The organism is Dactylosporangium sp. McL0621 (genome assembly GCF_049995355.1).
GTDB lineage: Bacteria > Actinomycetota > Actinomycetes > Mycobacteriales > Micromonosporaceae > Dactylosporangium.
Genome location: NZ_CP188259.1, coordinates 3,068,340 through 3,080,361, shown reverse-complemented (window position 1 = coordinate 3,080,361; position 12,022 = coordinate 3,068,340). Strand labels below are relative to the sequence as shown.

Here is a 12,022-nt window from a genome sequence, read left to right as displayed (position 1 = left end):
GTCTGTAGATTCGGGATTATGCCGACTTTCACCACCGGAGACGGGGTCCGCCTGCACTACGAGGACCAGGGGCACGGACGCCCGGTGGTCCTCGTCGCCGGCTTCTGCGCGCCGCTGGAGAGCTGGGAGCTGCAGCGCCAGAACGTGGGCACGTTCTTCAACGTGATCGAGGACCCGGACGTGCTCGCGAGCCTGTCGCGCGACGACGCCGAGTGGGCGCCTGCGGGGACGGCGATCGCGGCGGTACGGCCGCGCGGCACCGGTGAGGTGAGCCGGATCGTCGCCGCGTGCGCCGCGCGGCGGGTGCCGATCGTGCCCCGCGGCGCCGGGACCGGCCTGTCCGGCGGGGCGAACGCGGTCGACGGCGGGCTGATCCTCGACCTGTCGAGGATGAACCGCATCGTGGAGATCGACGCCGAGAACATGGTGGCGGTCGTGCAGCCCGGCGTGGTCAACGACGAGCTCTCCCGCGCGGTGCTCGCGATGCCGGAGGCGGTGAAACGCACCCTCGACCCGCTGGACCTGTTCAACCCGGGCAAGGTGATCGGGCCGCCGTAGCGGTTCTATGGCCGTTTCCCGCTGGCGCCGGCCCGGCCCGAGCGTGTATGGATCGTGATGTGGAACTACGGCTGCTGACCTTCAACGCGCTCTTCAAGGGCGACGTGAGGCCACGCATCGAGGCCATCGGGGCGCGGCTCGAGGGCTCCGACTACGACGTCGTGTGCCTCCAGGAGGTCATGGCCCCCGGCATGGCCCGGCTGCTCGCGCGGCTGGCGGGGTCGTTCCCGCACCGGCAGTACGCCGGCGGAACCCTGGTCAAGGGCGGGCTGGTGCTCCTGTCGCGCCGGCCTATCGCCGAGCGGCGGTTCGTCCGGTACCCGTTCACCCGCCCGCTGCGCCCCGAGCTGCTCATGCGCAAGGGCGCCCAGGTCGCGCTCCTGCACACCGCGGCCGGCCCGTTCGCGGTGGTCAACACGCACCTGTCGGCCAACCGCGACGACGACTGGTCGCCGGGGAACCGCTACACCGCCGTGGCCCGCCGCGAGCTCGCCGCGCTCACCACCACCCTGGCCGCGATCGATCCGTCGGTACCCACAGTGGTCTGCGGCGACCTGAACCTGCCCCGCGGCGCCGCGGCGCTCGCGGAGTTCTGCGCCGCGGCCGGCCTGCGCGACGCCATGGCCGGCGACGAGCGCCCGACCTACCGCCCGACGCCGAAGTGGCCCGACCCGCCCGCGTTCGACCACGTGCTGCTGCGCGGGGCCGGGCTGACGGCGTCGTGCCGGCTGGTGCTCACCGAGGACTCCGTCACGCTGCCCGACGGTCGCTCCGTGTACCTGTCCGATCACTACGGAGTGGCGGCGGACCTCGGCGTTTGACCTTCACCCCGGGTCAAGGCGCATGGTTTCGAGGTGGACACGAGCGACCTGCTGACCATCGGGGTGTTTGCCCGGCTCACGTGGCTGTCGCCGCGGGCGCTGCGGCTGTACGAGCAGCAGGGCCTGCTGGCGCCGGCACTGGTCGACGAGCGGACCGGCTACCGCTGGTACCGCCCGTCGCAGCTGGACGCGGCCCGGCTCGTGGCCCGCCTGCGCCGGCTCGACATGCCGCTCGCCCGCATCGCCGCGATCGTGGCCGCGCTGGACGAGCCGGCCGAGGCCGTCGCGTTGCTGGACACCTACTGGAGCGACGAGGAGTACCGGGTCGCGGCGCGGCGTGAGCTCGTGAGCCATCTGCGCATCCGGCTCCTCGGCGAGGAAGGAGACCTCTCGATGTACGACATCCAAGTGCGGGACGTGCCCGAACAGCTGGTGCTGACGGAGCAGCGGCACGTGAAGGTCCAGGACCTCAAGGACTGGATCGACGACTGCATCGGCCGCCTGCTCAAGGCGGCCACCGGCCACGGCGACGGCATGGTGGGGCCGTGCTTCATCATCTACCACGGCGCCGTGAACGAGGAGTCCGACGGCCCCGTCGAGATCTGCCTGCCGGTCGAGCCGGGCGCCGGCCTGGCGGCCGCGACGCGCATCGAGCCGGCGCACCGGGAGGCCTACACCCGCATCACCAAGGCCCAGGTGGCCTTCCCGCAGATCCTCTCCGCCTACGACGCCGTGCAGTCGTGGACCGAGCGCGAGGGTGTCGCCCCGCTCGGCTCCCCGCGCGAGGTCTACTTCGCCGACTTCGGCGCGGCCGGCCCCAACGACCCGTGCTGCGACATCGCCCAGCCCATCGAGTGACTACTGCTTGCGCAGCGTGCGGCACGCGTCGTTCGGCGTGAGCGCGGTGTCGTACGTCGCCTGGCACCGCACCACCCGGCCGCCGATCGGCACGACCGAGCGCATCGTGTAGCGGTTCGTCCGCGGGTCGTGGAACCGCTCGTACTCCCCGCCGCCCTCGAGGTCGGCCGACGCGAGCACGTGCGTGCCCGAGAGGGTCGCCTTGAACATGTCCTTGACGTCCTGCAGCGTGCGGCCGGGGCGGTCGGCGGCCGCGTAGTCGACGCTGAACGTGTTGCCCTGCGCGTCGGCCCACTGATCGGTGACGATGCCGTCGCTGGTCTTCGCCGGCCCGCCGGACGTGTAGCCGGCGGGCACGACGACGCAGTACAGCCCGGTGGTGTCCTTGAACGCATCGGGGGGACAACCACCGCCCGTCGCGGACGGGGCGGCCCCCGGCGGGGGGTCCTCGGGGCCGGCGCCGGAACAGGCGACGGTCGCGAGGACCCCGGTCAGGACGAGGACGGCGAGCGCCGCGAGACGCGCCTTGCTGCGGTCAGACATACAGGTGCCCGCGTTCCATCCCGTGCCATCACCGGGCCCTCGGTGAACGTTTCACGGGCCCGCGGAGCGACCTCGGCACGTGCTTGACACCATCGATGTTAGCGATAACACTCGTTGGCACGCCCGACATCCCGCTGCCACGGGATGGTTAGCTCCCGCGCCCCCGCACGGTGGCGGGAACAAATTGTGAGCGTTAACAGCCCCCGCCCCCGGCAGCGCTCCCCGACGCTTTGCGCTGCCCACGCCCCGAAAGGCAACCCATGCGCCTCAAGTCCTGGCGAACCACCCTCGCCGGCGCCGCCGCGGCCGTGCTCGGCATCGCGGCGCTCGTCGCCCTGCCCGGCACCGCCGAGGCGGCCGGCACGCTGCCGTGCGACATCTACTCCAGCGGCGGCACGCCCTGCGTCGCCGCGCACAGCACCACGCGCGCGCTGTTCGGCTCGTACAACGGCTCGCTGTACCAGGTGCGCCGCTGGTCCGACGGCGCGACGTCGAACATCGGCGTGCTCAGCGCCGGCGGCTACGCGAACGCGGCCGCTCAGGACTCGTTCTGCAGCGGGACGTACTGCACGATCGTCCGCATCTACGACCAGACCTCGCGGCACAACGACCTGACCATCGCCCCCGGCGGCGGCGCCAACCCGACCGGCGACCAGGGCGCGAACGCCGCGGCCCTGCCCGTGTCCGCGGGCGGCCACAAGGTCTACGGCGTCTACATCTCGGCCGGCAACGGGTACCGCAACAACTCCACCAACGGCGTGGCCACCGGCAGCCAGCCCGAGGGCCTGTACATGGTCACCGAGGGCACGCACGTCAACGACCGGTGCTGCTTCGACTACGGCAACGCCGAGACGAACAACAACGACACCGGCAACGGCGACATGGACGCGATCTACTTCGGCAACCTGTGCTGGTTCTCGCCGTGTGCGGGCGGGCCGCGGGTCGCCGCCGACCTCGAGAACGGGCTGTTCGCCGGCGGCAACGGCTCGAACACCGCGAACACCGGCCGCAACAGCGCGTTCGTGACCGCGATGCTCAAGAACAACGGCACCACGACGTACGCCATCAAGGACGGCAACGCCCAGTCCGGCGGCCTCGCCACGCGGTACAACGGCGGCCTGCCGACCCAGTCCGGCTACAAGCCGATGACGAAGCAGGGCGCGATCATCCTCGGCATCGGCGGCGACAACAGCAACGGCTCGGTCGGCTCCTTCTTCGAGGGCGTCATGACCAGTGGGTACCCGTCCGACGCGACCGACAACTCGGTGCAGTCGAACATCGTCTCCGTCGGCTACAGCAAGAGCGTGACGTTCCCGGTGAACGGCGCGGCGTACCGCCTCACGAACCTCGCCGGCGGCAAGGTCCTCGACGCCGTCAACTGCGGCACGGCCAACGGCACCGGCATCCAGCTCTGGCAGAACCTGAGCAACGCCTGCCAGCAATGGCGCTTCAACAGCGTGGGCGCGAACAAGTGGACCATCACGAACGTGAACTCGGGCAAGGTCCTGGACGCGGTCAACTGCGGCCTGGCCCTGGGCACCGCCACGGACCTGTGGCAGTCACTGGGCAACACGTGCCAGCAGTGGGCGGTCATCCCGGCGGGCAACGGGCGGTACGAGCTCGTGGTCGAGAACAGCGGCATGGTCCTGGACGACCAGAACTGCGGCACCGCGAACGGCACCAAGGTCCAGATGTGGATGTGGCTGAACAACACGTGCCAGCTCTGGTCGTTCTCCTCGTAACCCCGCCCGCGGGGCATGATGGGGATCGTGACATTCGATCCCCACGCGCTCCTGGAGCACAGCCGCCTCGGCGTGCTGGCCACGATCAAGCGGGACGGGCGACCCCAGCTGTCGCCCGTCCTGCCGTTCTACGACCGCCCGGCCTCCGTGATCCACGTGTCGATCACGGAGGGCCGCGCGAAGACGGCCAACCTCCGCCGCGACCCGCGCGCCACCCTGGAGGTCACGAGCCCCGACGGCTCAGCCTGGGCGACCGTGGAGGGCACGGCGACGCTGATCGGCCCCGGCTCCGACCCGCACGGCCCGGAGGTCGAGGCGCTTGTCGCCTACTACCGCCGCGCCGCCGGCGAGCACCCGGACTGGGACGAGTACCGCGCGGCGATGGTCGCGGACCGCCGGGTGCTCATGACCATGACCGTGGAGCACGTGTACGGCCAGCGCCTGCGCTGACCACCGCTCGTCGCTGAACCTCGTCGCGGTCACAGGTCCGGATCACCGTGAGCCACCGGCCGGCCACCTCACCCCGATCGGGTGACCGGAGCGGTCGAACGTCCGCGAAGGTCCGGCCGGCGGGTCGGTACGATGGACGCGACCGCCACGGTGGCGACCATGCGCCGGGCCGGACCCCTCGTGGGAGCGTCGCGCCCGGCCCGGACCGGGAGACTCATGAACGCCGAATCGACTGCATTCCGCGCCGCGTTGGAGGCCGTCCGCGCCGTTGAGCCGCGGATCGCCGACGCGATCGCGAAGGAGCTCACCGATCAGCGCGAGTCGCTGAAGCTGATCGCGAGCGAGAACTACGCCTCACCCGCGGTGCTGCTGGCGATGGGCAACTGGCTGTCGGACAAGTACGCGGAGGGCACGATCGGCCGGCGCTTCTACGCCGGCTGCCAGAACGTCGACACCGTCGAGGCCGTCGCCGTCGAGCACGCGAAGGCCCTGTTCGACGCCCCGTACGCCTACGTGCAGCCGCACTCCGGCATCGACGCCAACCTGGTCGCGTACTGGGCCATCCTGGCCGACCGGGTCGAGGTGCCGCACCTGGCGAAGTTCGGCAAGCGGCAGGTCAACGACCTCGACGACGCCGACTGGGCGGAGCTGCGGGCCGCGTTCGGCAACCAGCGGATGCTCGGCATGTCGCTCGACGCCGGCGGCCACCTCACCCACGGCTTCCGCCCGAACATCTCCGGCAAGATGTTCGACCAGCGCAGCTACGGCGTCGACCCGGCCACCGGCCTGATCGACTACGCCGCCCTGCGTGAGACCGCGCGCGAGTTCAAGCCGCTCGTGATCGTCGGCGGTTACTCGGCGTACCCGCGGAAGGTCAACTTCGCCACCATGCGCGAGATCGCCGACGAGGTCGGCGCCACCTTCATGGTCGACATGGCGCACTTCGCGGGCCTGGTCGCCGGCAAGGTGTTCACCGGCGACTTCAACCCGGTCGAGCACGCCCACATCGTGACCACGACCACGCACAAGAGCCTGCGCGGCCCGCGCGGCGGCGCCGTGCTCGCCCGGCCCGAGCTCGCCGACCAGGTCGACCGCGGCTGCCCGATGGTCCTCGGCGGCCCGCTGTCGCACGTCATGGCCGCGAAGGCGGTCGCGTTCGCCGAGGCCCGCCGCCCCGAGTTCGCCACCTACGCGCAGCAGATCGTGACAAACGCCCAGGCGCTGGCCGAGGGTCTGAGCCGCCGCGGCGTGCGGCTCGTGTCCGGCGGTACCGACAACCATCTCGTGCTCATCGACGTCCACCCGTTCGGGCTCACCGGCCGCCAGGCCGAGCAGGCGCTGCTGGACTCCGGCGTGGTCACGAACCGCAACGCCATCCCGAGCGACCCGAACGGCGCGTGGTACACCTCCGGCATCCGCATCGGCACGCCGGCGCTGACCAGCCGCGGGCTGGGCCCGGCCGAGATGGACCAGATCGCCGAGCTCATCCACACGGTGCTGACCGGCACGTCGCCCGCGGAGGGCTCGAAGGCGAAGTACCAGCTCGACCCGGCGCTGGCCGACCGGGTGAGCAAGCAGGCGACGGAGCTGCTGGCGCCGTTCCCGCTGTACCCGTCGGTCGACCTGGGCTGAGCCTAGAATCTGCGGATGGCCCGCCGCGCCGCCGCCGCGCCGGTGCCGACCCTGCTCCGGGACATGAGCGGTCGGCGCCGGCGGCGGGCCGTGGCCGCGGCGGCCGCCCTCGAGGCGCTCTGGGACGAGGACCCGGCGTCGCGGGCGCGGATCTGGCGCGACATCTGGTACCGCGACGACTACGACCCGGCCGCGGCGGCCGGGTTCCTGCTCGGCGGCGAGCCGGCCCGGCTGCTGGCCGGGCTGTCGCTCACCGAGCTGGTGGCGCTGGCCGAACGCCACCCCACCCTGCTGCAGGCGCTGCTGCACAGCGCCGGCCCGGGCCCGGCGGGACCGACCGAGCGGGTGCTGCTGCTCCTGCTCGCGGGCCGCGCGGACCGGTTGGCCGGCGAGGAGCCGTCACCCACCCTCGACACCCTGCTGCGCCCATGGCCACCGGTGCTCCGGGAGGCCTGCGACCGCGCCCTGGCGACGCTCCCGCCCGGCCCGCTGCGCGAGGAGCTCTGCCAGCGCTGCATGGACACCGACGCCGACCCGGCGGCCGTCGACGCGGTCATCCGCGGCGGTTTCCGCCCCGCCGACCCCGACGAGGCCGCGTTCTTCCTGGTGGCGACCCGGCAGTGGAGCCGGTTCACCGAGATCGACCCGCAAGGGCGGCAGTTGTACGCGTACAGCCTCGCGACCGGATTCGCCCGACCGGCCCGGGCCCGGCGCGCCGTCGACACCCTGCTGCGCCTGAACGGCCACGCCCCCGAGGCCGCGCGCACCGCCGCCGCGCGCGCCCTGCACGACGCGAAGGCCCAGGCGCGGGAGTACCTCTGCACCCTCGCCCTGCAGGGTGACCCGGACGCGACCCGGATCGTCGCGGCGGCCGGGCACACCCCGAAGCCCGGCCGCGCCCTGCCCGCGTTCCTCTTCCTGACCGGGCAGTGGGAGCGCTACGACGCCGCCGACCCGGACGGCTCCCGGCTGCGCCGGCACGCCGAAGGGCTCCCCGCCTGGGACCCCGGACGCGACCGCCTGTGCGCCGCCGCCGCGCGCGCCGGCCGCCCTTCCCCCTGCGCGCCGACGGCCCCGTGGCCCGAACCGGCGGAGCGCGTACAGCCGGCCTAGATCGGCCGTGCAACCGAATCACCGGCCGGGGCGCACAACACACCACGCTGACCGGGTGGAACTCGGGTCAGGGCGCCGGCCGTGACCCGAGTTCCCAGAGGATGATCGCGCTGTCGTGGCCGCTGGTGGCCAGGACGTGGGTGTCGTCGGCCTGGGGCACGGGCTCCAGCGCCCACACGAGGCTCGTGTGTCCCGTCAGCACGGCGGCCGCCTTGCCGGTTCCCGGGTTCCACAACCGCACCGTGTGATCGTCACCGGCCGATGCGAGCAGGCAGTCGCCGCCGGGGCGCGGGATGGTCCTCAACGCGAGAACCGCGCCTTCGTGGCCCGTCAGCTTGGCGATCATCCTGGCATCGGCCGGATCCCACAGCCGGACCGAGCCGTCGTCACCGGCCGAGGCCAGCACGTGCGTCCCGTCAGACATCGCAACGACCGCCAGCGCCGAGACGGCACCCTCGTGACCGACCAGCGCCGCGACGAACCGCCCGCTGTCAGGCTCCCACAACCGAACCGTGCGATCGTCACTGGCCGATGCGAGCAGGCAACCGCCTCCGGGTCGCGGAACCGCTGCGAGGGCCCAGACGTCCCTGGTATGACCGCGCAGCTGGGCGATCGACCGGCCCGTCCCGGGCTCCCACAACATCACGATGCGGTCGTTGCCGGCCGATGCCAGGCGATGCGTGCCGTCCGGCATCGGAACGACGGCCAACGCCAGCACCGCACCGGTATGACCGGCCAGCTCGGCGGTGTTCTCACCCGAGCCGGGGTCCCACAGGCGCGCCGTGTGATCGTTCGAGGCGGAGGCCAGACGGTGACTCCCGTCCGCCAGCCGAATCGCGGCCAATGCCCGCACCCAGCCCTTGTGACCCGTCAACTCGGCGACGAGCCGGCCGGTATCGGGATTCCACAACCGAACCGCTGTGTCGTCACCCGCCGAGGCAAGCAGCCAACGGTCGTCGGCGACCGCAACGGCGGTCAGCGAACGAACCCATCCCGTGTGGCCGGTCATCTCGGCGACGAGCCGGCCGCCCTCCGGGTCCCAGAGGCGCACGGCCCGGTCGGCGCCGCCGGAGGCAAGGAGCCTGCTCTTGGAGAGGTGCGGAACCACGGCCAGCGTCGTGACGGCACCGGCGTGGCCGCTCAAACCGGCCGTGAGCTGGCCGGCGTCCGGGCTCCAGAGACGCACGGTACCGTCGTCGCTCGCCGACGCGAGCAGCCGGCTGCCGTCCGGTTGCGCAATCGCGGCCATTGACCACACAGTCCGGCCGTGGCCGACCAGCGTGGCGGTGGAGCCTTCGGCCGTGTCCGGATTCCAGAGCCGGATCGTTCGATCTTCACTCGCCGAGGCGAGCACGGACGTGCCGTCGCGCTGCGGCACGACGGTCAGCGCGCGCACCCCACCGACATGGCCATGCAACTCGGCCACGAGCCCGCCCGAACCCCAGTTCCACAACCGCACCACACCGTCGTCCCCGGCTGAAGCAAGCAACGCGGCACCGTCGCGCCGCGGCACCACGGCCAGCGCGCGCACCCCACCGGCATGGCCGTCCAGCTCGGCCACGAGCCCGCCCGAACCCCAGTTCCACAACCGCACCACACCGTCGTCCCCGGCCGAAGCAAGCAACGCCGCACCGTCGCGCCGGGGCACGACAGCCAGCGCCCACACGCTGCGCGCCCGGCCGACCAGCGCCGTCACCGGCTGTCCCGTGGCGACGTCCCACACCCGGGCGGTGCGATCATCACCGCCCGAGACGAGCAGGTCGTCGCCGTCGTCGCGAGCGATCGGCACCATTGTCGACACGGCCGCGCGGTGCCCGGCCAGCTCGGCGACGAGCCGGAAGCTCTTCGGATCCCACAGTCTCACGACGGCGTCATTGCCGGCCGAGGCGAGCAGACGGGTGCCGTCGGCCCGGGAAACGACGACCAGGGAGCGGATCCAGCCGGCATGCCCCGCCAGCTCCGCAACCGGCCGGGCCGCGCGCGGATCCCACAACCGCACGACGCCGTCGTCGCCGGCTGACGCCAGGAGGTGCGTGCCGTCGTCCCGCGGCAGCACAGCGAGCGAACGGACCCACCCGGCGTGGCCGGCCAGCGCCGCGACGGGCTGCCCCGCCTGCGGATTCCAGAGCCGCACCGTGCCGTCCTCGCCGGCCGAGGCGACCAGGTGCGGTCCGTCCGGCTGGGCAATGCCGGCCAAGGTGAGCACCGTGCCGGTGTGCCCCGCGAGCTCGCGGTGGACGGTACCGGTCCAGAACACCGATCTGATCGTCGCCGACCGAAGGCCGAGCTCTTCGATCGCATCGACGATCGCCTTGCAGTGCATCTTGTGCGCCGAGACGTACAGCCACTCCAGCTCGTCACCGGCCGACCAGGAGTTGGCCGCCAGTTCGAGGGCGCCGAACGCGGTCCGCGCGGCGACGGTGGCCAGCCGGTGCCGGTTCGACAGCAGTTCACCGACCGACACACTGAGCAGAAATCGCGGCTCCAGGGCCAGTTCGTCGAGAACCCCGCCCGCGGCGGCATGTGCGGCGAGATGCAGCCGGGTGTACTCGTCGACGTCGCCGCGCCGATGCATCGTCGAGCCTCTCGGCGGTACGAGCGCCCGGCAGATCCGGTCGTGCGCCTTCCGGGTCAGTTCGGCGAGGTCGTGCATCAGCTCCGCGATGCGCGGCTCATCGGTCCGGGCCGGGAGATCACCCGCACAGAACTGGCGGAAGCTCTGATGACGCAGGCCGTACAGGTGGGGGTCGCCGCCCGGGCGGGTCAGCAGGAACGGGCGCAGAATCCCGCGCAGCCGCGTCCGCACGACGGCCGTCGGCAGGCCCGCCCATTCGGCGATGCGCTGCCCTGACTGCGGTTCGCGGGCCGCGGCGAGCGTTGCCAGCAGCGGCAGGCCTGTCTCGGCCCACTCGGCGGGGGCGGCGGCGCGCCAGCGATCGATGTTGTTGGTGTAATAGGCGGCCAGACCGACCGGGAGGTTCGTGACATCGGTAGCCGGCCGTCCGTCGCGTATCTGGTCCAGCACCATGACCGCATAGATCCAGACTCCGGCCGCCGCCTCCGACAGCCGTGCACAGAACGCCTCAGGAGTCATGTGTGCGCCCTCGACGGCGGACGCGATCTGCCGGTCGCGAGCGGTGATGTGCTGGAGGTACTTCTCCAGGTCTCCACGGTTGAGCTCGTTCTCCACCTCGATCCGCTCGGTCCGGCCGACCTGGACCGGCAACGCCAGACCCGGGCGGGTCGTGGCTATCACCGCGCATCCGGGCGGCAGCTGCAACGGCAGCCCCAGTGGCATCTCGCCCCCGGCGGCCGGCGGGGCCTCGTCGAGCCCGTCGACCAGCAGCACCACCGGCTGGCCGGGTTCGCTGCGGTCCCGTCGCGCGGCGGCATCACACATTCGCTGGTACAGCCACAGCGTCGTGTCGTGATCGGCCGGTAGCACCCCGCCCGGTGCGGCATCTTCGAGCTGCCATCGGGCGATGAGCTGCGCGGCCAGATTGACGCGCGCCGCGGCCGGCGACGCACCGCCCGGGAGCCGGGTGGCATGAGTGGGCCAGAACCTGGTGAAGGCCAGGTACGTGGCCAGGGCGGACTTCCCCATGCCGGCTTCGGCCTCTACGAACAGGTAGCCGCCGGCGCGCTGCCGAACGCAGCCGGCGACGAACGCATCGATCCGGTCGAGCAGCCAGTCCCGCCCTCGGAACAACCCCAGAAGGTCGTCCGGATCGTCCGGATCGATCAGACCGACGTCGGACGGGAGGAGACCCATCGGTATCACGGCATCGCGCAGCGACGCGTAGGGACCGATGAAGTACTGGTGGATCATCGTGCCGTAGTTGACGCCGACGGCCTGGCCACCCGGCGCTTCCACATGATCGACCCGCTGACGGTGCTCCCCGCCGCCGGTCACCGATCGCGCTCCTGCCGCATTTCGCCGTAGTTGACCCCCGCGGCCTGGCCACCGGGGGCCGAGACCTCGCCGATCTGGATCGACGCCGCCGAACCATCGTCGGCGGCGGCGGCGCGACGCTCCGCAACCGCACGAGATCCGACCCAGGCGGCCTCCACCGCCACGGCCACCGCGAACATCGCGCCGATCGGCCACCTCCAGCCGTCGGCAAACGCGTTGCCGAGCAGGCCGGCGGCCGCTCCGAGCACCACCGACACCCCGGCCGGCAGTCCATGGCGCCACAAACGCGTCACAGCGCACCCCCAGCGCGATGGCCCCGCATCCGACATTCACATCACATCACGTTCGGACAACGCCGGGCACCTCCGATCATCGGAGTCGCCGCTCCCCCG

At 72.2% G+C, this 12,022-nt stretch carries 10 protein-coding genes; 7 read left to right on the top strand and 3 right to left on the bottom strand.

The genetic code is table 11. The annotated features are described in order from the left end of the window. The first annotated feature begins 18 nt into the window (after nucleotides 1-18). Genes ACPPVO_RS14390 through ACPPVO_RS14380 form a run of 3 tightly spaced genes read left to right on the top strand, consistent with a single transcriptional unit; the run spans nucleotide 19 to nucleotide 2,237 of the window. Nucleotides 19-558 (top strand): FAD-binding protein, encoded by a 540-nt coding sequence (locus ACPPVO_RS14390; RefSeq protein ID WP_426511702.1) that lies wholly within the window; start codon nucleotides 19-21, stop codon nucleotides 556-558. Between the two features lie 59 nt (nucleotides 559-617). Continuing rightward, nucleotides 618-1,379 carry an endonuclease/exonuclease/phosphatase family protein gene (locus ACPPVO_RS14385; RefSeq protein ID WP_426511701.1) on the top strand — a complete coding sequence of 254 codons (762 nt, stop codon included), beginning with the start codon at nucleotides 618-620 and terminating at the stop codon, nucleotides 1,377-1,379. A gap of 33 nt (nucleotides 1,380-1,412) precedes the next feature. Beyond that, nucleotides 1,413-2,237: a MerR family transcriptional regulator gene (locus ACPPVO_RS14380; protein ID WP_426511700.1), complete on the top strand. Its 825-nt coding sequence runs from the start codon at nucleotides 1,413-1,415 to the stop codon at nucleotides 2,235-2,237. Here ACPPVO_RS14380 and ACPPVO_RS14375 read toward each other — a convergent pair whose 3' ends face one another. After that, nucleotides 2,238-2,780, bottom strand: a complete 543-nt coding sequence (locus ACPPVO_RS14375; RefSeq protein WP_426511699.1) for a hypothetical protein — start codon at nucleotides 2,778-2,780, stop codon at nucleotides 2,238-2,240. A 260-nt stretch (nucleotides 2,781-3,040) separates the two neighbouring features. Between ACPPVO_RS14375 and ACPPVO_RS14370 the strand changes: the two genes are divergently transcribed. The 4 genes from ACPPVO_RS14370 (at nucleotide 3,041) to ACPPVO_RS14355 (ending at nucleotide 7,717) form a co-directional block, all read left to right on the top strand. Further along, nucleotides 3,041-4,522, top strand: a complete 1,482-nt coding sequence (locus ACPPVO_RS14370; RefSeq protein ID WP_426511698.1) for an arabinofuranosidase catalytic domain-containing protein — start codon at nucleotides 3,041-3,043, stop codon at nucleotides 4,520-4,522. A gap of 18 nt (nucleotides 4,523-4,540) precedes the next feature. Further along, the gene (locus tag ACPPVO_RS14365; protein WP_426514629.1) at nucleotides 4,541-4,972 is read left to right on the top strand and encodes a PPOX class F420-dependent oxidoreductase; all 432 of its coding nucleotides are present in this window, start codon (nucleotides 4,541-4,543) and stop codon (nucleotides 4,970-4,972) included. Nucleotides 4,973-5,188: 216 nt separating this feature from the next. Then, the gene (locus tag ACPPVO_RS14360) at nucleotides 5,189-6,604 is read left to right on the top strand and encodes a glycine hydroxymethyltransferase (protein WP_426511697.1); all 1,416 of its coding nucleotides are present in this window, start codon (nucleotides 5,189-5,191) and stop codon (nucleotides 6,602-6,604) included. Between the two features lie 15 nt (nucleotides 6,605-6,619). Then, nucleotides 6,620-7,717 carry a hypothetical protein gene (locus tag ACPPVO_RS14355; RefSeq protein ID WP_426511696.1) on the top strand — a complete coding sequence of 366 codons (1,098 nt, stop codon included), beginning with the start codon at nucleotides 6,620-6,622 and terminating at the stop codon, nucleotides 7,715-7,717. Nucleotides 7,718-7,784: 67 nt separating this feature from the next. On the opposite strand, the gene ACPPVO_RS14350 is transcribed toward ACPPVO_RS14355, so the two are convergent. Beyond that, the gene (locus tag ACPPVO_RS14350; RefSeq protein WP_426511695.1) at nucleotides 7,785-11,630 is read right to left on the bottom strand and encodes a hypothetical protein; all 3,846 of its coding nucleotides are present in this window, start codon (nucleotides 11,628-11,630) and stop codon (nucleotides 7,785-7,787) included. Further along, nucleotides 11,627-11,923, bottom strand: a complete 297-nt coding sequence (locus ACPPVO_RS14345) for a hypothetical protein (protein ID WP_426511694.1) — start codon at nucleotides 11,921-11,923, stop codon at nucleotides 11,627-11,629. Before ACPPVO_RS14345 ends, ACPPVO_RS14350 begins: the two co-directional genes overlap by 4 nt. Between the last annotated feature and the right edge of the window lie 99 nt (nucleotides 11,924-12,022).

Bases quoted from the DNA above. Each gene is read 5' to 3' on its own strand.
- ACPPVO_RS14365 (WP_426514629.1), top strand. From the start codon at position 4,541: ATGGGGATCGTGACATTCGATCCCCACGCGCTCCTGGAGCACAGCCGC.
- ACPPVO_RS14370 (WP_426511698.1), top strand. From the start codon at position 3,041: ATGCGCCTCAAGTCCTGGCGAACCACCCTCGCCGGCGCCGCCGCGGCC.
- ACPPVO_RS14375 (WP_426511699.1), bottom strand. From the start codon at position 2,780: ATGTCTGACCGCAGCAAGGCGCGTCTCGCGGCGCTCGCCGTCCTCGTC.
- ACPPVO_RS14360 (WP_426511697.1), top strand. From the start codon at position 5,189: ATGAACGCCGAATCGACTGCATTCCGCGCCGCGTTGGAGGCCGTCCGC.
- ACPPVO_RS14355 (WP_426511696.1), top strand. From the start codon at position 6,620: ATGGCCCGCCGCGCCGCCGCCGCGCCGGTGCCGACCCTGCTCCGGGAC.
- ACPPVO_RS14390 (WP_426511702.1), top strand. From the start codon at position 19: ATGCCGACTTTCACCACCGGAGACGGGGTCCGCCTGCACTACGAGGAC.